17 protein-coding genes and 1 pseudogene are annotated in these 18062 nt (G+C 72.1%); 13 read left to right on the plus strand and 5 right to left on the minus strand.

All coding sequences use genetic code 11. From position 1 onward, the window contains the following. The first annotated feature begins 124 nt into the window (after positions 1–124). From ACFYZ3_RS36490 to ACFYZ3_RS36505, 4 genes are all read left to right on the plus strand, one after another. Positions 125–1027, plus strand: coding sequence for an ABC transporter ATP-binding protein (locus tag ACFYZ3_RS36490; RefSeq protein ID WP_388527178.1), 903 nt, complete (start codon positions 125–127; stop codon positions 1025–1027). After that, positions 1024–1773, plus strand: coding sequence for an ABC transporter permease (locus tag ACFYZ3_RS36495; protein WP_388527181.1), 750 nt, complete (start codon positions 1024–1026; stop codon positions 1771–1773). The genes ACFYZ3_RS36490 and ACFYZ3_RS36495 overlap by 4 nt, the downstream gene beginning before the upstream one ends. A gap of 72 nt (positions 1774–1845) precedes the next feature. Then, entirely contained in the window at positions 1846–3099 is a 1254-nt protein-coding gene (locus tag ACFYZ3_RS36500) for a sensor histidine kinase (RefSeq protein ID WP_388527314.1), read from the plus strand. Beyond that, entirely contained in the window at positions 3089–3763 is a 675-nt protein-coding gene (locus tag ACFYZ3_RS36505; RefSeq protein WP_388527184.1) for a response regulator, read from the plus strand. Before ACFYZ3_RS36500 ends, ACFYZ3_RS36505 begins: the two co-directional genes overlap by 11 nt. A 6-nt stretch (positions 3764–3769) precedes the next feature. Here the strand turns inward: ACFYZ3_RS36505 and glgX are convergent, their stop codons facing one another. Next, positions 3770–6028 (minus strand): glycogen debranching protein GlgX, encoded by a 2259-nt coding sequence (gene glgX / locus ACFYZ3_RS36510; RefSeq protein WP_388527187.1) that lies wholly within the window; start codon positions 6026–6028, stop codon positions 3770–3772. 155 nt (positions 6029–6183) lie between these two features. Here glgX and ACFYZ3_RS36515 point away from each other — a divergent pair, with 155 nt between their 5' ends. From ACFYZ3_RS36515 to ACFYZ3_RS36535, 5 genes are all read left to right on the plus strand, one after another. Further along, positions 6184–7434 carry an Ig-like domain-containing protein gene (locus ACFYZ3_RS36515; RefSeq protein WP_388527190.1) on the plus strand — a complete coding sequence of 417 codons (1251 nt, stop codon included), beginning with the start codon at positions 6184–6186 and terminating at the stop codon, positions 7432–7434. Positions 7435–7589: 155 nt separating this feature from the next. Then, a complete protein-coding gene (locus ACFYZ3_RS36520; protein WP_388527192.1) occupies positions 7590–8792 on the plus strand; it encodes an Ig-like domain-containing protein in 1203 nt (400 codons plus the stop codon). Between the two features lie 44 nt (positions 8793–8836). Continuing rightward, on the plus strand, positions 8837–9604 hold the full coding sequence (locus ACFYZ3_RS36525; RefSeq protein ID WP_361011194.1) for an enoyl-CoA hydratase-related protein: 768 nt from the start codon (positions 8837–8839) through the stop codon (positions 9602–9604). Positions 9605–9908: 304 nt separating this feature from the next. Then, positions 9909–10412: an ATP-binding protein gene (locus ACFYZ3_RS36530; RefSeq protein ID WP_388527195.1), complete on the plus strand. Its 504-nt coding sequence runs from the start codon at positions 9909–9911 to the stop codon at positions 10410–10412. A gap of 112 nt (positions 10413–10524) precedes the next feature. Continuing rightward, complete coding sequence (locus tag ACFYZ3_RS36535) at positions 10525–11139, plus strand: ADP-ribosyltransferase (RefSeq protein WP_388527198.1); 615 nt, start codon at positions 10525–10527, stop codon at positions 11137–11139. A gap of 28 nt (positions 11140–11167) precedes the next feature. Here the strand turns inward: ACFYZ3_RS36535 and ACFYZ3_RS36540 are convergent, their stop codons facing one another. Then, positions 11168–11809, minus strand: a complete 642-nt coding sequence (locus ACFYZ3_RS36540) for a GNAT family N-acetyltransferase (protein ID WP_388527201.1) — start codon at positions 11807–11809, stop codon at positions 11168–11170. Between the two features lie 238 nt (positions 11810–12047). On the opposite strand from ACFYZ3_RS36540, the gene ACFYZ3_RS36545 reads away from it, so the two are divergent. Beyond that, complete coding sequence (locus ACFYZ3_RS36545; RefSeq protein WP_003973534.1) at positions 12048–12260, plus strand: EF-hand domain-containing protein; 213 nt, start codon at positions 12048–12050, stop codon at positions 12258–12260. A gap of 150 nt (positions 12261–12410) precedes the next feature. Continuing rightward, positions 12411–13094: pseudogene (locus ACFYZ3_RS36550) on the plus strand (NADPH-dependent F420 reductase); the annotation flags it as partial. A gap of 23 nt (positions 13095–13117) precedes the next feature. Here ACFYZ3_RS36550 and ACFYZ3_RS36555 read toward each other — a convergent pair. Continuing rightward, positions 13118–13675 carry a glycoside hydrolase family 25 protein gene (locus ACFYZ3_RS36555; RefSeq protein WP_388527204.1) on the minus strand — a complete coding sequence of 186 codons (558 nt, stop codon included), beginning with the start codon at positions 13673–13675 and terminating at the stop codon, positions 13118–13120. A 180-nt stretch (positions 13676–13855) separates the two neighbouring features. On the opposite strand from ACFYZ3_RS36555, the gene ACFYZ3_RS36560 reads away from it, so the two are divergent. Beyond that, on the plus strand, positions 13856–14590 hold the full coding sequence (locus ACFYZ3_RS36560) for a D-Ala-D-Ala carboxypeptidase family metallohydrolase (RefSeq protein ID WP_016327308.1): 735 nt from the start codon (positions 13856–13858) through the stop codon (positions 14588–14590). A gap of 50 nt (positions 14591–14640) precedes the next feature. Here ACFYZ3_RS36560 and ACFYZ3_RS36565 read toward each other — a convergent pair whose 3' ends face one another. Continuing rightward, the gene (locus tag ACFYZ3_RS36565) at positions 14641–16062 is read right to left on the minus strand and encodes an MFS transporter (RefSeq protein ID WP_388527208.1); all 1422 of its coding nucleotides are present in this window, start codon (positions 16060–16062) and stop codon (positions 14641–14643) included. Positions 16063–16223: 161 nt separating this feature from the next. Here ACFYZ3_RS36565 and ACFYZ3_RS36570 point away from each other — a divergent pair, with 161 nt between their 5' ends. Further along, positions 16224–16622 (plus strand): type II toxin-antitoxin system PemK/MazF family toxin, encoded by a 399-nt coding sequence (locus ACFYZ3_RS36570; protein WP_388527211.1) that lies wholly within the window; start codon positions 16224–16226, stop codon positions 16620–16622. A gap of 3 nt (positions 16623–16625) precedes the next feature. On the opposite strand, the gene ACFYZ3_RS36575 is transcribed toward ACFYZ3_RS36570, so the two are convergent. Continuing rightward, on the minus strand, positions 16626–17993 hold the full coding sequence (locus ACFYZ3_RS36575) for an L-serine ammonia-lyase (protein WP_388527214.1): 1368 nt from the start codon (positions 17991–17993) through the stop codon (positions 16626–16628). Positions 17994–18062: the final 69 nt, after the last annotated feature.

Below are 18062 nucleotides of genomic sequence, written 5' to 3' on the forward strand. Positions count from 1 at the left end.
GAGGTCCCGCCGGGGTCGTACGGAGGCCCGCCGGGGTCGTAGGGGAGCATCAACCGATCGGCTGATGCGCCTTCGAGCGCGTCGGCCGATGTGCCGGACCCCCGGCCGCCGGGAGGCTGGTGCCATGCCCGTCATCGAAGTCACCGACCTGCGCAAGTCCTACGGCGGCCGCCCCGTCGTCGACGGTGTGTCCTTCGCCGTCGAGGAGGGCGAGATCTTCGGCGTCCTCGGCCCCAACGGCGCCGGCAAGACCACCACCGTCGAGTGCGTCGAGGGACTGCGCGTCCCCGACGCGGGCCGGGTCCGGGTCACCGGGCTCGACCCCGTCGCCGACCACCGTCGGGTCGCCGAGGTCCTCGGCGCCCAGCTCCAGCAGAGCGAACTCCAGGCCAAGCTCACCGTCCGCGAGGCCCTGGAGCTGTACGCCGCCTTCTACCCGAAGCCCGCCGACTGGCGTCCGCTCGCCGAGCGGCTCGACCTGGTCCCGATGCTGGACACCCGGTTCGGCAAGCTCTCCGGCGGCCAGAAGCAGCGCCTGTTCATCGCCCTGGCCCTGGTCGGCGACCCCCGTGTCGTCGTCCTGGACGAGCTGACCACCGGTCTCGACCCGCGCGCCCGGCGGGAGACCTGGCAGCTCATCGAGGACATCCGCGCGGGCGGCGTCACCGTCCTGCTGGTCACCCACTTCATGGAGGAGGCCCAGCGGCTGTGCGACCGGATCGCGGTGATCGACCGGGGTCGTGTCGCCGCGCTGGACACCCCCGCCGGGCTGATCCGGCGCTCGGCGGGCGCCACCGTCATCAGCTTCACCCCGTCCGCGCCGCTGGACGAGGCGGACCTGCGCGCGCTGCCCGAACTGTCCTCCGCCGAGTTCAAGGACGGCCGCGTCACCCTGTCCGGCACGGACGAGACGGTCAACGCCGTCATCACGCTGCTCGCCCGCACCCGCGTCACCGCCCACCAGCTCCGGGTCACCGACACGACGCTGGACGACGCCTTCCTCGACCTCACGGAGGCCCCCGCATGACCACCGACGTCTTCGACACCGCCGTACTGAGGACCGAGCTGCGGCTGTTCCGGCGCGAACCGGGCGCCCTGTTCTGGATGCTGGTGTTCCCGACGCTGCTGCTGGTGGTCCTCGGTTCCATCCCGTCCTTCCGCGAGGCCGACGCCTCCTTCGGCGGGCTGCGCCCGGTCGACGCCTACGTGCCGGTGGCCGTGCTGCTCGGCCTGACCGTGGGCGGCCTCCAGGGCATGCCGCAGGTGCTCACCGGCTACCGCGAGCGGGGCATCCTGCGCCGGATGTCCGCCACGCCGGTGCGCCCGGCGGCGCTGCTGTCCGCCCAGATGGTGGTGTGCGGCGCGGCCGCCCTGGTCTCGGCGCTGCTCGCACTCGCGGTCGGGCGGCTCGCCTTCGACGTGGGCCTGCCCGAGCAGCCCCTCGGCTACCTCCTGGCACTGCTCCTCGCCGTGCTCGCCGCGCTCTCCCTGGGCGCCGTGCTCTCCGCGCTGTCCCGCACCACGAAGATCGCCGGTGCGATCGGGTCGGCGGCGCTGTTCCCGGCGATGTTCTGCGCGGGCGTGTGGCTGCCGGTGCAGGCCATGCCGGACCTGCTGGGCCGGATCGTGGGCTGGACCCCCTTCGGCGCCGCCGCGCAGGCCCTCAACGAGGCCGCGGCGGGCGACTGGCCGGGCTGGTCCCACCTGGCGGTGCTGGTGGGCTGGACGGTGCTGCTCACCGCGGCGGCCTCGCGCTGGTTCCGCTGGGAGTGACGGGAGTGACCGGAGTGACCGGAGCGAGGGGGAGTGTGCGGGGAAGGCGGCCGCGTGTCCGACAATGACGCCATGACGCGGACGGCGGCGGTCGACGAGCGGTGGGCGGCGTTCCACCGCTGGGGCCCGTACGCGCTGCTGGCCGTCGGGACGCTGGTCGCCTGGTCGGCCGCCGACGCCATCGGCATGACGACCGGCGAGCGGCGGGCGAGCGGCGCACTGATCGGCGCGGCCGTCGTGCTGCAACTGTGGTGGAACCGGGCGGCGCGCACCCGCCCCGAGCCGTCCCCGGCCGGCACCTGCTACTACGCCGTCCGCTGGGCCGTCGGCTTCGCCCTCACCTGGCTGAACCCGCTGTTCGCCTTCTACGCGGTAGTCGGCTACTTCGGCGCCCAGTACCTGCTGCCCCGCAGGCTGTGCCGGGCCGGGCTGTTCGCCACCGCCGTCACCCTCGCGGGTTCGCAGTCCGGCGGGCTGCCGCCGAACGGTGTCATGGGCTGGGTGCTCTTCGGCGCGATCCTGACCGTCAACAGCATGCTGGTGGCCCTCTTCGCGCACTTCGCCGCGCTGGAGGAGGCCCGCAGCCGCGCCCGCGTCGAGACCATCGCCGAACTGGAGCGCACCAACACCGCCCTCCAGCAGGCCCTCGACGAGAACGCCGCCCTCCACGCCCAGCTCCTCGTGCAGGCCCGCGAGGCCGGGGTCGCCGACGAGCGCAGGCGGCTGGCCGCCGAGATCCACGACACCCTGGCCCAGGGCCTGACCGGCATCATCGCCCAGCTCCAGGTCGTGGCGGCCGCCCCGGACCCGGCGCTGGGCCGGGAACACCTGGACCGGGCCCTCGCCCTGGCCCGGCACAGCCTCGGCGAGGCCCGCCGCTCCGTGCACAACCTCTCGCCGGTCGCGCTGGCCGACGACGGACTGCCGGACGCGCTGAAGAAGACGGTGACGGAGTGGGGCGGACGCACCGGCGTCCAGGCCCGGTTCACCGTCACCGGCACCGCCGAGCACCTCCACGACGAGGTCGCCGCCACGCTCCTGCGCATCGCCCAGGAGGCCCTGTCCAACACGGCCCGGCACGCCGCCGCCGACCGGGTCGGCGTCACCCTCTCCTACATGGGCGACGAGGTCACCCTCGACATCCGCGACGACGGCCGGGGCTTCGACCCGCTGACCGCGCGGGAGCGCACCCCCGGCGGCGGCTTCGGGCTCGACGGCATGCGGGCCCGCGCCGAGCGCATCGCCGGTTCGCTCACCGTCGAGGCGGAACCGGGGCACGGCACCGCCGTCTCGGCTCGCGTACCGTTGGTCCGCCATGACCGATGACGCCGCGCCCCACGACACCACGACCGCCGACGCCGCGATCTCCCTGCTCATCGTCGACGACCACCCCGTGGTCCGCGACGGCCTGCGCGGCATGTTCGAGTCCGCGTCCGGCTTCCGCGTCCTCGGCGAGGCGGCGGGCGGCGCCGAGGCGCTGGAACGGGCCGCCGCGCTCGACCCCGACGTGATCCTCATGGACCTGCGGATGCCGGGCGGTTCGGGCGTGGACGCCATCCGGGAGCTGACCAGGCGCGGTGCCCGCGCGAGGGTGCTCGTGCTCACCACGTACGACACCGACTCCGACACCCTGCCCGCGATCGAGGCCGGCGCGACCGGCTACCTCCTCAAGGACGCGCCCCGCGACGAGCTGTTCACCGCGGTCCGCGCGGCGGCCCAGGGGCGCACGGTCCTCTCCCCGGCGGTCGCCTCCCGCCTGGTATCCGCCGTCCGCGCCCCGAAGACCCCCGGCGCCGAACCCCTCTCCGCCCGCGAGCGCGAGGTGCTCGCGCTGGTGGCGCGCGGCACCTCCAACAAGGAGATCGCCCGGGAGCTGTTCATCAGCGAGGCGACCGTGAAGACCCACCTCACCCACCTGTACGCCAAGCTGGGCGTCAACGACCGCGCGGCGGCCGTCGCGACGGCGTACGACCGGGGCATCCTCGGCTGAACCGCCTCACCCCGCCCTCAGCAGCAGCACCGTCCGCGCCGGGACCGTGATCTCCGTTCCCGCGGGGTACACCGTGTCCGGTGCCTCGCCCTGCTCCTCCCGCCCGGTGTCGACGACCACCTCGTACCGCTCCGCCCACGGGGCGCCCGGCAGGACGAAGCCGGCCGGCTCCCCGCCCGCGTGCAGGACGGCCAGGAAGCTGTCGTCCACGACCTGGTCGCCGTGCTCGTCGCGGCCCGGGATGTCCCGCCCGGACAGGTACATGCCGAGGGTGGCGGCGGGGGCGTACCAGTCCCGCTCCGTCATCTCGGTGCCGCCCGCGGTGAACCAGGCCAGGTCGCGCAGGCCGTCCGCGGAGTGCGCGCGGCCGGAGAAGAAGGCCCGGCGGCGCAGCACCGGGTGCCGGTGGCGCAGGGCGATCAGCCGGGAGGCCAGCGCGAACAGGGGGGCCCACTCCGGGTCGTCCCGCAGGCTCCAGTCCACCCAGCCGGTCTCGTTGTCCTGGCAGTAGGCGTTGTTGCTGCCGCGCTGGGTGCGGCCCATCTCGTCGCCCGCGACCAGCATCGGCACCCCGGTCGACAGCAGCAGCGTGGTCAGCAGGTTGCGGAGCTGGCGGCGCCGCAGCGCGCGTACCTCCGCGTCGTCCGTCTCGCCCTCCGTGCCGCAGTTCCAGGACCGGTTGTCGTCCGTGCCGTCCCGGTTGCCCTCGCCGTTGGCCTCGTTGTGCTTGCGCTCGTACGACACGAGGTCGCGGAGCGTGAAACCGTCGTGCGCGGTGACGAAGTTGACCGAGGCGTACGGCCGCCGCCCGCCCCACGCGTACAGGTCGCTGGAGCCCGACAGGCGGTAGCCCATCTCCCGCACGTCCGGCAGCGCGTGCCGCCAGAAGTCCCGGACCGCGTTCCGGTAGCGGTCGTTCCACTCCGTCCACAGCGGCGGGAACGCGCCCACCTGGTAGCCGCCCGAGCCCACGTCCCACGGCTCGGCGATCAGCTTCACCCGGCGCAGCACCGGATCCTGCGCGATCACCGCGAGGAACGGCGAGAGCATGTCGACGTCGTGCATCGAGCGGGCCAGCGCCGCCGCCAGGTCGAAGCGGAAGCCGTCCACGCCCATCTCGGTGACCCAGTACCGCAGCGAGTCGGTGATCAGGCGCAGCACGTGCGGCTGGACCACGTGCAGGGTGTTGCCGCAGCCCGTGTAATCGGCGTACCGGCGGGCGTCGTGCTGGAGGCGGTAGTAGCCGCGGTTGTCGATGCCCTTCAGGGAGAGCGTCGGGCCCAGCTCGCCCGCCTCCGCCGTGTGGTTGTAGACCACGTCGAGGATCACCTCGATGCCGGCCGCGTGCAGCGCGCGCACCATCCGCTTGAACTCGCCGACCTGCTGACCGGTGGTGCCGGAGGCGGCGTAGGCGGCGTGCGGGGCGAAGTAGCCGACCGAGTTGTAGCCCCAGTAGTTGCGCAGACCGCGCTCCAGCAGATGGCTCTCGTGCGCGAACTGGTGCACCGGCAGCAGCTCCACCGCCGTCACGCCCAGCCGCGTCAGGTGCGCGATCGCCGCCGGGTGGGCGAGGCCCGCGTAGGTGCCGCGCAGCTCGGGCGGGATGTCCGGGTGGAGCTTGGTGAAGCCGCGCACGTGCAGCTCGTAGATGACCGAGTCCGCCCACGGCGTCTTGGGCCGCCGGTCGTCCGACCAGTCGTCGTCGTCATGGACCACGACGCCCTTCGGGACGTGCGGCGCCGAGTCACGGTCGTCGCGCACGGTGTCCGCGACCCGCTGCTCCGGCCAGTCCCGCACGTGACCGTACACCTCTGGCGGCAGGCCGAAGTCGCCGTCCACGGCACGGGCGTACGGGTCGAGAAGCAGCTTCGCCGGGTTCCAGCGGGCGCCGGTCCACGGGTCCCAGCGGCCGTGCACCCGGTAGCCGTAGCGCTGCCCGGGCCGGACGCCCGGCACGAAGCCGTGCCAGATCTCGTGCGTCAGCTCGGTCAGCCGCACCCGGCTCTCCCGCGCACCGGGACCCGGCCCGTCGAACAGGCACAGCTCCACCGCCTCCGCCCCGCCCGCCCACAGGGCGAAGTTGGTCCCCGCCACCTGGTCCGGGCCGGTCCGGAAACGGGCGCCCAGCGGCACCGGGGTGCCCGGCCGGGCCGGCACGGCGGGCGGCGGAGCGGCGCGCCGCGCGCCATTGACCACGACGGCGGGGCGCCCGTCCGCGGCGGCCCGCTCCCCGGGCACCGCCTCCCGCTCGGCTGCGCTGGACACCTGTCAGCCTCCCACGGCTCGTGGAACGACGTCCGGCAGGAGGGCGCGCGGCGTCCCGGCCGCTGCTCCCCGTCGCGTCGTCCTCCCCACAGTTCTGCCCACCGGGTGGCTCGCACTCACGTTTCCCCAGGGCCGACCGGTCGTTACGGGTGGATGTGAGGCACGTACACGAGCGCGCACGGCGCGCGGGCGCCGCTGTGGCCGCCCTACTGACATGGGCAGGACTGCTGGCCGGGGCCGCCGGATGCACCTCGGACGGCGGTGGCGTCGGTTCCGGCATCGGCTCGGGCATCGGTGAGATGTTCGGCAAGCAACCCGCCGCCGAGGACGTCATCCGCGTCACCCCGGACGACGGGAGCAAGGCCGTCGCGCCGGAGAAGAAGCTGTCGGTGCGGGTGCCCGACGGGCGCCTGGAGTCGGTGAAGGTCGTCCGGTCCCAGGACGCGCAGGAGACCCCGGTGCCCGGCCGGATCTCCGGGGACGGCCTGAGCTGGCGGCCCGACGACGACCGGCTCGCCCTCGCCGCCAAGTACACGGTCGACGCCGTCGCCCTGGACGGCGGCGGACACCGCTCGGCCCGGCACACCACGTTCACCACCAAGGTCCCCGAGGAACGCTTCATCGCCTACGTCGCTCCCGAGAACCGCTCGGTCGTCGGCACCGGCATGATCGTCTCGCTGGAGTTCAACCGCGAGATCACCGACCGCGCCGCCGTCGAACGCGCCGTCACGGTCACCGCGGAGCCCGCCACCGAGATCCGCCCCCACTGGTTCGGCAAGGACCGCCTCGACTTCCGCCCCAAGGAGTACTGGAAGCCCGGCACCGAGGTCACCGTCGACCTCGCCCTGCGGGACGTCGAGGGCGCCAAGGGGGTCTACGGGCTCCAGCACAAGAAGGTCTCCTTCACCGTCGGCCGCAGCCAGGTCTCCCGCGTAGACGCCGTCGAGCGGACCATGGAGGTGCGCCGCGACGGCACCCTGCTGGCCACCGTGCCGATCACCGCGGGGGCTCCGACGACGCCCACCTACAACGGCCGGATGGTGATCACCGAGATGCTCGAGGTCACCCGCATGAACAGCCGCACGGTCGGCTTCGGCGGCGAGTACGACATCCCCGACGTCCCGCACGCCATCCGCCTGACCAGCTCGGGCACCTTCCTGCACGGAAACTACTGGGCGCCCGCCGACACCTTCGGCCGGGCCAACGTCAGCCACGGCTGCGTCGGACTGCGCGACGACAAGGGCGGCGGTTCCGACACCCCGGCCGGCTGGTTCTTCGACCGCAGCCTCGTCGGCGACGTCGTCGAGGTGGTCCACAGCAAGGACAAGACCGTGGCCCCCGACAACGGCCTGGGTGGCTGGAACATGAAGTGGAAGGAATGGAAGGCGGGCAGCGCGGTGAAGTGACACCGGCCGCGCCACGCGGCACCCTCCCGCCAACTCGGTACGGAACGGTGACAATTCACCTGTCCCGCAACCCCCTGGCCTGCGGTTACGATGCGCCGGTGCGCGCCGGCGCACAGGGGTGCGGGCCGGACCGGGCCCGGCGAGGGGAGACAAGGGTGAACGTGCGTCCGATAGCGGGGGCGGTACTCGGGCTGCTGATGCTGACCGTCACCGCGTGCGGTGGCAGCGGCTCGGGTTCGGGGGCCGGGGACGGCAAGGGGGAGAAGGCCAAGGACGCCACCGCGGCACAGAGCGAGCAGTCCGAGGCCGTCGTCACCATCGCTCCCGCCAACGGGGCCAAGGCCGTCGACACCAGCGGCGCCCTGAAGGTCGGCGCCGCGAAGGGCAGGCTCACCGAGGTCGTCGTCAAGGACGGCAAGGGCACGAAGGTCGACGGGAAGATAACCGGGGACGGCGCCACCTGGACGCCGTCCACCCACCTGGCCGCCGCCACCACGTACAGCGTGCACGCGGTCGCCAAGGACTCCGAGGGCCGCACCGCCGCCGAGGACTCCCGCTTCACCACCCTGACGCCGAAGAACACCTTCATCGGCACCTTCACGCCCGAGGACGGCTCGAAGGTCGGCGTCGGCATGCCGTTCTCGATCCGCTTCACCCGGGGCATCACCAACCCGGAGGACGTCGAGAAGGCCATCACCGTCAAGACCGAGCCGGCCGTCGAGGTCGAGGGCCACTGGTTCGGCAACGACCGCCTCGACTTCCGGCCCGAGAAGTACTGGAAGGCCGGCACCAAGGTCACCGTCGACCTCAACCTCGACGGAGTCGAGGGCCGCGAGGACGTCTACGGCGAGCAGGCCAAGACCGTCTCCTTCACCGTCGGCCGCAGCCAGGTCTCCGTCGTGGACGCCAAGAAGCACACGATGCAGGTCGTGCGGGACGGCAAGACCGTCAAGACCATCCCCGTCACCACCGGCGCGCCCGGCTACGAGACCTGGAACGGCCAGATGGTCATCACCGAGCGGCTCGCGGTGACCCGCATGAACGGCGAGACCGTCGGCTACGGCGGCGAGTACGACATCAAGGACGTGCCGCACGCCATGCGCCTGTCCACCTCCGGCACCTTCATCCACGGCAACTACTGGGGCGGCGACGCCTTCGGCAACCGCAACTCCAGCCACGGCTGCATCGGCCTGCGCGACGTACGCGGCGGCTGGGACAAGGGGGCGCCGGCCCGCTGGTTCTTCGAGAACTCGATCATCGGCGACGTGGTCGTGGTCAAGAACTCCGAGGACGCCACCATCGCCCCCGACAACGGCCTCAACGGCTGGAACATGTCCTGGGAGAAGTGGAAGGCCTGAGGGGCGGCTGCCGCGGCGAGTGAACGCCCGCTAACCTGCGGAGCATGACCGTACATCTCGAAGTCGCCGAAGGCGTCGGAACGCTGCGCCTGGACCGTCCGCCGATGAACGCGCTGGACGTCGCCACCCAGGACCGGTTGAAGGAGCTGGCCGAGGAGATCACCCGGCGCGAGGACGTGCGCGCCGTGGTGATCCACGGCGGCGAGAAGGTGTTCGCGGCGGGCGCGGACATCAAGGAGATGCAGGTGATGGACCACGCGGCGATGATCGCGCGGTCCCGTGCCCTCCAGGACTCCTTCACGGCGGTGGCCCGCATCCCCAAGCCGGTGGTCGCGGCGGTGACCGGCTACGCGCTGGGCGGCGGCTGCGAACTCGCCCTGTGCGCCGACTTCCGCATCGCGGGGGAGAACGCCAAGCTGGGCCAGCCCGAGATCCTGCTCGGCCTGATCCCCGGCGCGGGCGGCACCCAGCGGCTGTCCCGGCTGATCGGCCCCTCCAAGGCCAAGGACCTGATCTTCACCGGCCGTCAGGTGAAGGCCGACGAGGCGCTGGCGCTCGGCCTGGTGGACCGGGTGGTCCCGGCCGCCGAGGTCTACGAACAGGCGCACGCCTGGGCCGCGCGGCTCGCCAAGGGCCCCGCCATCGCACTGCGCGCGGCGAAGGAGGCGATCGACACGGGACTCGAGACGGACATCGAGACCGGCCTCGCCGTCGAGCGCAACTGGTTCGCGGGCCTGTTCGCCACCGAGGACCGCGAGCGCGGGATGCGCAGCTTCGTGGAAGAGGGCCCCGGCAAGGCCAAGTTCCTCTGAACCCCCCGCAAGAAGTACAAGTTTCATCCGAAGTCGCGTCGTCCCCCTTGCAATTGACGCGATGTCTGATCCGGGTCCCTCGATGGGGCGGTTTATGGCAGCCTTAACGCACCATTAAGCGCGCCTTGTCGAGGGAGTCCGCCGCTTGTCTCCGGCCGAGCCGTTCGCGCAGGTCAACGGGGCTGTTTCCGGCCCCGAACTGCCTGTGGCATATGCCGATCGACCGCCGTCCGACCGGGCTCCCGCGGAGGCGTATTCCCCGGGAACGCCCCCGGAGGCCCCCGGGGGCGGCCATGATGGGGGCATGGCGGGGCTGGATGGTACGGAACAGCCGCGGGGAGCCGGACGTGCGACCGCGGCGCGCTGGTCGCCGGCGGTCGAGGACGAGCGCGCGCTCAAGGCGCTGGAGCTGTTCGGCAACCCGACGGAGCGCGAAGTTCCGTTACCCTCCCGGCCCGAGTCCGCCGCCGCCGCCCGCCGGCTGGCCCAGGTCGTCGCCCTGCGCCAGTGGCAGCTCGGCCCCAAGGTCACGGAGGACGCCGTCCTGCTCGTCTCCGAGCTGGTCGGCAACGCCGTACGCCACACCGGCGCCCGGGTCTTCGGCCTCCACATGCGGCGCCGCCCCGGCTGGATCCGTGTCGAGGTCCGAGACCCCTCCCGGGGGTTGCCCTGTCTGATGCCGGTGCAGGAGACGGACATCAGCGGGCGCGGCCTCTTCCTCGTCGACAAGCTCTCCGACCGCTGGGGCGTCGATCTGCTGCCGCGCGGGAAGACCACGTGGTTCGAGATGCGGGTCGTGGACCGCTGAGCGCCCGACCGCTGAGAGCCCATCTGCCGGGGAAAGCAACCCCGTTCACCGGACACGCCACCTACGGGTGAGAATCCGGAAGGCATCAGTCCGCAGCCGGGATCGTATCCGCATGATCACCACTCGCCTGCGCCGACGGACCGCCGCCGCCGTCCTGTCGCTCTCCGCGGTCCTCGCCACCACCGCCGCCACCGCCCCCGGCGCCGCCCCGGCCCCGTCGGCCGCGCCCGCCAAGGCCGCCCCGGCCTGCCCCCAGTTCGACGACAAGACCAAGGCCGCCGCCGACCGCGGCGTCGACGTCGACCGCATCACGCCCGAGCCGGTCTGGCGCACCACCTGCGGCACCCTCTACCGCAGCGACAGCCGCGGCCCGCAGGTCGTCTTCGAGGAGGGCTTCCACGCCAAGGACGTCCAGAACGGACAGTACGACGTCGAGAAGTACGTCCTGGTCAACCAGCCATCGCCGTTCGTCTCGACCAGCTACGACCACGACCTCTACAAGACCTGGTACAAGTCCGGCTACAACTACTACATCGACGCCCCCGGCGGCATCGACGTCAACAAGACCATCGGCGACACCCACAAGTGGGCCGACCAGGTCGAGGTCGCCTTCCCCGGCGGCATCCAGCGGAAGTACGTCATCGGCGTCTGTCCGGTCGACCGGCAGACCAAGACCGAGATCATGAGCGAGTGCGAGAGCAACCCGCACTACCAGCCCTGGCACTGACCGGCGCCGCCCGGGGGACGGCCGCGACTCAGGCCCGCAGGAACAGCGCCTCCGAGCCCACCGGCCGGTAACCCGCCGCCTGGAACGCCCGCAGACTGCGGGCGTTCCCCGCCGACACCTGAGCCCACACCGGCTCATCCCCGGCCAGCCGCCGCGCCGCCGTCACCAGCCGCCGCCCCAGCCCCCGGTGCCGGGCACCCTCCGCCACCTCCACGGCCACCTCCAGCCGTCCGGCCACCCCGCGGCCCAGCACCAGCACCCCGCCGTCCGCCGCCCACACCCGCACCCCGTCGCGCCGCCGCCGGGCCGCGACCACGCGGGGATGCCCGGGGTCGGCGACCTCCTCCAGCGTCACCTCCGGGCGCCCGGGCAGCGGCGCACCGGTCAGCAGCACGTCGATCGTGTCCGTCACCCGGCCCGTGCGCTCCGCGAAGGCCGCCAGGAACCGGGCGTTCATCGTCGCGGCCAGGGGGTCGCAGCCCAGTGACGCCAGCGTCTTGCGCACCCAGCCCTCGTCCGCGTCGTCGGTGAAGACGACCGAGTGCGCCGTGAAGGCGATGACCCCCGCGTCCCGGCCGCCGAACTGCGGCACGACGCTCGTGCCGCCGTCCGCCGCGGGGAACACGCCCCGCGCCGCCGCGTCCAGAATCTCCCGCAGGCTCTCCGCCACACCGCGCTCCTCGAGTCTCCACCCACTGGAAGGCACAGACTCCCACGTGCCCTCGTGCGCGCCGACCAACGTGCCGCTCGCCCGCCACCGGGAACTGCCGGCGATCGTGAACGGCCTGGAGCCGCCCTCCGCCCACCAGGACCCATTCAGGTGGGTGGTCGCCGCGCTGGGCGCTCGGACGGCCGGTTAATCTGACCTGCGTCAGATGGACCCAATGCACGGAACGAGGGGCGGACCGGTGGCCGACATCGAGGAAGCACGCAAGCAGTTCGAGCGGATCGACACGGACGGTGACGGCCTCATCACCGCGGCCGAGTTCAAGACCGCGCTCGCCCAGGGCGGCGACTGGAACGTCACCGAGTCGGTGGCCGAGGCGATCATCGCCGGCCGCGACCTCGACGGCGACAAGCAGCTGTCGTTCGACGAGTTCTGGGCCCACCTGAACAAGTGACGGCACGGTGAGGGGCGCCCGGCGGTCACCCGGCGGGCGCCCCTTCGCCGTCCGGGCACGCTGCGGCGGGAGAGTGAAAGCCGGACGACGGCGGAATAGCCCGCCCGGCTCGGAGGTTGCTGGTGCTCACCGGCAACACACGACCTCCGAAGGGCCAGGCGAGTCAGCATCATGAAGATCGGCATCATCGGCGCGGGCAACATCGGCGGCAACCTCACCCGGCGGCTCACCGCGCTCGGACACGACGTCTCCGTCGCCAACTCGCGCGGCCCGCACACGCTCGGCGCACTGGCCGAGGAGACCGGCGCCACCCCGGTACCGGTGGAGGAGGCGGCGCGGGGCGCCGAGATCGTGGTCGTCACCATCCCGCTGAAGCGGATCCCGGACCTGCCGTCCGGCGTCCTGGACGGCGCGGCCGAGGGCGTCGCGGTCATCGACACCGGCAACTACTACCCGCAGCAGCGGGACGGCAGGATCGCGGGCATCGAGGACGAGGGCCTCACCGAGAGCCGCTGGACCGAACGCCACCTCGGCCACTCCGTGATCAAGGCCTTCAACGGCACCTACGCCCAGGACATCCTCGACCGCCCGCGTCCGGCCGGCGCGCCCGACCGCCTGGCGCTCCCGGTGGCCGGCGACGACGAGGCGGCCAAGGCGAAGGTCCGCGCCCTGATCGACGAGCTGGGCTTCGACACCGTCGACGCCGGCGGCATCGACGACTCCTGGCGCCAGCAGCCGGACACCCCGGTCTACGGCCTTCGCGAGGGTGTCGACGGCGTCACCAAGGCGCTGGCCGAGGCGTCCCCGGAGCGGCCCGCGGCCTTCCGGGGCTGAACCCGCCCTCGGGCGCTCCGGCCTCAGGCGCTCTGGGCCCACTCCTTCAGCGCGGCCTTGCTCGCGAAGTCCGCCACGTTGGTGTCGACCGGGTCGTCGGTGTACTGGTGGAAGCGCCACTTCGCCTGGATGCGCGGCTTGCCCGCCGAGACGTAGTCGGCGATCCAGAGCCCGTCACCGGCGTACGAGGTGGTGTCGATGTTCAGCCAGAAATGCCGGTTGCAGTAGAGGACGACCCGGTTGTCCGGCCGCAGCGTCTTCAGCCTCCGGATGAAGCTGTCCTTCTCCGCGTTGCTCGGATGGGTGCCCTCGCCGTTCGTCTCCCAGTCGACGGCGAGGACGTCGCCCTTGCGGTCCGGGGCCTTGGAGACGAAGTACTCCGCCTGGGCGGCCAGGTTGCCCGGCCACAGGAAGTGGTAGAAGCCGACGACGAGTCCGGCGTCGCGGGCCCGCTCCGTCTGGGCCGCGAGCTTGGGGTTGACGTACGAACGGCCCTCCGTCGCCTTCACGAAGACGAAGGAGAGGCCGTCGGTGTCGTAGCTGGAGGACTGGTACGCGCTGACGTCGATGCCACGCAGCATGGGGCCTCCCTGAGGGGCTGTGGGGGGACGGGAGTTGGTTATTCCCCACCATGGCACGGGTGATCCCCGCCGGAAGCGGAAACGTCGACTTCGCTTCGCCGGGGCGCCATTGACGCGCGTAGCGCGGTGCCGCACGCTGGGCTCCGGTTCGAAGGACGACTCGACGGTCGGGAGGCCGGGATGTTCAGACGCGTGTCACGTCTCCTTCTCTCATTTGTCATGCTCATGGCTGGCGCAGTGGTCGGCGTGGGCGCCACCGCCGGCGCCGCGCACGCCGACTCCTGCTACACCTGGAACCGCACCCTCTCCCAGGGATCCTCCGGCAGCGACGTGACCCAGCTCCAGATCCGCGTCGCCGGCTGGGTCACCTCCGGCGAACGGCTCTCCTACGACGGCCAGTACGGCGCCAGGACCGCCGCCGCCGTCAAGAAGTTCCAGGCCGCCTACGGCCTGGGCGCGGACGGCGTCGCGGGCCCGGCGACCTTCAGTAAGATCTACGCGCTCCAGGACGCGGACTGCACGCCCGTCCACTTCACCTACGCGGAGCTCAACAAGTGCAACTCGGACTGGTCGGGCGGCGCGGTCTCCGCCGCCACCGCCAAGTCGAACGCGCTGAAGACCATGTGGAAGCTGGAGGCCATGCGGCACGCCCTCGGCGACGTGCCGATCACCATCTCCAGCGGCTTCCGCTCCCGCGCCTGCAACAGCGCGGTGGGCGGCTCGTCCACCAGCCGCCACCTCTACGGCGACGCCGCCGACCTCACCGGCTCGCCCAGCTTCTGCCGGCTCGCCCAGCAGGCCAGGACCCACGGCTTCTCGGAGATCCTCGGCCCGGGCTACCCCGGCCACAACGACCACACCCACGTGGCCTTCGACCCGTCGCCGTACTGGTCGGCACCCAACTGCGGCATCTGAACCGCCGGAGCCGATCCGGTGCGGACCCTGCGGTACGGACCTTGGGCGGATCAGGACGCGGACGACGACGCCGCCGGGGCCGTCCGGGGGTCCTCACCGGCGGGCGCCGGCCCCCGCTCCTCCAGGGAGACGTCCTTGGTCTCCTTGGAGAGCAGGAGGGCGGCCAGCGTCAGCACGGCCATCGCGGAGAGGTACACGCCGACCAGCAGCGGCGAGCCGTCACCGGCCTCCCACAGGGCCACCGCGATGAACGGGGCGACGGCCGCGCCGAGGATCGAGCTGACGTTGTACGCGATGCCGGATCCGGTGTAGCGCACGCTCGTCGGGAACAGCTCCGGCAGCAACGCGCCCATCGGGCCGAAGGTCATGCCCATCAGCGTGAAGCCGAGCACCAGCCACAGCACCACGCCGAGCGTGCCCAGGCCGATCAGCGGCACCCAGACCAGACCGAAGACCACGATGGCGGCGGTGATCCAGACCAGGGTGGCGCGGCGTCCGTACCGGTCGGCGAGCGGGCCGGAGACCAGGGTGAACACGGCGAAGAACAGAACCCCGAAGATCATCATCAGCACGAACGTGGTGTAGCTGTACCCCAGTCCCGGCACGTCGGCGTCCTTCGCGGCGCGCCCGTAGCTCAGCGAGAACGTGGTCATGAGGTAGAAGAGCACGTAGGTCGCCAGCATGATGAACGTGCCCAGGACCAGCTGCTTCCAGTGTCCCTGGACCACCGTGGCCAGCGGAAGCTTCCGCACCTTCCCGGCCTCGCGGGTCCGGGTGAACACCGCCGACTCCACGAGCCGCGAGCGCACCCACAGGCCGATCGCGACCATCACGGCGGAGAAGAGGAACGGGATGCGCCAGCCCCAGCTCGCGAAGGCCTCGGACGGCTGCGTGGGGTCGGCGCCGCTCCCCGAGGGCAGCAGCGCCCCGATGATCAGGAACAGGCCGTTGCCGATGATGAAGCCGAGCGGGGCGCCGAGTTGGGGGAAGGTCCCGTACAGGGCGCGCTTGCCGCGGGGTGCGTTCTCGGTCGCGACCAGCGCGGCCCCGCTCCACTCGCCGCCGAGCGCGAATCCCTGGGCGAGCCGCATCAGCACGAGCAGTGCGGTGGCGACCCAGCCGGCCTGCGCGTAGGTCGGCAGGGCGCCGATGAGGAAGGTGGCGATGCCCATCGTGAGCAGCGAGACGACCAGCGTCTTCTTGCGGCCGAGCCGGTCGCCGAGGTGCCCGAAGAAGACGGCCCCGATCGGCCGCGCGACCATCGCGGCGCCGAAGACCGCGAAGGACGACAGCAGCGCCGTGGTGGGGTCACTGCTCGGGAAGAAGAGCTTCGGGAAGACGAGGACGGCGGCGGTCGCGTAGATGTAGAAGTCGTAGAACTCGATCGTCGTCCCCATGAGGCTGGCGACGAGGACCCGCGACCGCGGATTGACCGGAGTCTGCGGTGCCGGGGCGGAAGCTGGTGCGGGCATGGCCAGATCTTTCACGTGCGAAACATGTACGCCGCAACGATCTCAGCCGTCTTGTTTTTCGGAAAACGGGTCTCATGATGTGAGACATCGTCGGAACCGAGTCCGGTACCCGGCGCGGGCTACGCTGTGACCCGCGGCCACCGCGCGTGCGAGGAGGACATGTGCGACACGGCGAAGTCTGGTGGGTCGAGTTCGACGAGCGACGGCCGGTGGTGCTGCTGCCGGGGGACGAGGCGTCCGGGCTCCGGGCGATGCAGGTCGTGGCTCCGGCGGGCGTCGACATCAGCGGCCTGGGCGTGGAGGTGCCCGTGGGCGCCGCGGAAGGCCTGCCCTTCGAAGGTGTTCTGCGGTTCGCGTTCCCGCGCCCGGGCCTCACCCCCTGCACGTGGCTGACCACCGTGTCCCGGGACGACCTGGTCGAGCGGGCGGGCGTGCTCTCCTCCGTGAAGCTCGGCGAGGTCGAGGACGCCCTCCGTGTCGCCGGGCAGCCGCAGGAGTGGACCGAGGCGGCAGCCGCGAAGCTCAAGGAGATGAAGGACGCCCTCCGCCCGCACCATTGAGCCTCAGCACTCGATGATGTTCACCGCGAGCCCGCCCCGCGCCGTCTCCTTGTACTTGACCGACATGTCGGCGCCGGTTTCCTTCATGGTCTTGATGACCTTGTCCAGGGAGACCTTGTGGGAGCCGTCGCCGCGCATCGCCATCCGGGCCGCGGTGACCGCCTTGACCGCGGCCATGCCGTTGCGCTCGATGCAGGGGATCTGGACCAGGCCGCCGACCGGGTCGCAGGTGAGGCCGAGGTTGTGCTCCATGCCGATCTCGGCGGCGTTCTCCACCTGCTCCGGGGAGCCGCCGAGCACCTCGGCGAGGGCGCCGGCCGCCATGGAGCAGGCGGAGCCGACCTCGCCCTGGCAGCCGACCTCGGCGCCGGAGATGGAGGCGTTCTCCTTGAAGAGCATGCCGATGGCGCCGGCGGCGAGGAGGAAGCGGACCACGCCGTCCTCGTCGGCGCCGGGCACGAAGTTCATGTAGTAGTGCAGGACCGCGGGGATGATGCCGGCCGCGCCGTTGGTCGGGGCGGTGACGACCCGGCCGCCGGCGGCGTTCTCCTCGTTCACGGCCATCGCGTAGAGCGTGATCCACTCCATGGCCAGGGCCTGCGGGTCGCCCTCGGAGCGCAGCTTGCGCGCGGTGTTCGCGGCCCGGCGGCGGACCTTCAGGCCGCCCGGCAGGATGCCCTCGCGGGTCATGCCGCGCTCCACGCACGCCCGCATCACGCGCCAGATCTCCAGCAGGCCCTCGCGGATCTCGTCCTCGTCGCGCCAGGCCCGCTCGTTCTCCAGCATCAGGGCGGAGATGGACAGGCCCGTCTCCCGGGCCAGGCGCAGCAGCTCGTCGCCGGTGCGGAAGGGGTACTTCAGGACGGTGTCGTCCAGGACTATGCGGTCGGCGCCCACCGCGTCCTCGTCGACGACGAAGCCGCCGCCGACCGAGTAGTAGGTCTTGGTCAGCACCTCGGCGCCCTCGGCGTCGTACGCCCACAGGGTCATGCCGTTGGCGTGGTAGGGGAGGGCCTTGCGGCGGTGCAGGACCATGTCGTCGTCGTAGGCGAAGGCGATCTCGTGCTCGCCGAGGAGGCTGATCCGGCCGGAGGATTTGATCGTCTCGACGCGGTCGTCGGCGCTCTCCACGTCCACCGTGCGCGGCGAGTCGCCCTCCAGACCGAGCAGCACCGCCTTGGGGGTGCCGTGGCCGTGGCCGGTGGCGCCGAGCGAGCCGTACAGCTCGGCGCGGACCGAGGCGACGGAGTCCAGCAGCTCCTCGTTGCGCAGGCGGCGGGCGAACATGCGGGCCGCGCGCATCGGGCCGACCGTGTGCGAGCTCGACGGGCCGATGCCGATCGAGAACAGGTCGAAGACCGAGATGGCCACGGGGACTCCTCAGAACGGGGGTGGTGCAGAGGGTGGGGCACTCCGGGTGGGGCGACGTGCCGCTTGTGG

The sequence above is a fragment of the Streptomyces sp. NPDC001599 genome (assembly GCF_042893535.1).
Lineage (GTDB): Bacteria > Actinomycetota > Actinomycetes > Streptomycetales > Streptomycetaceae > Streptomyces.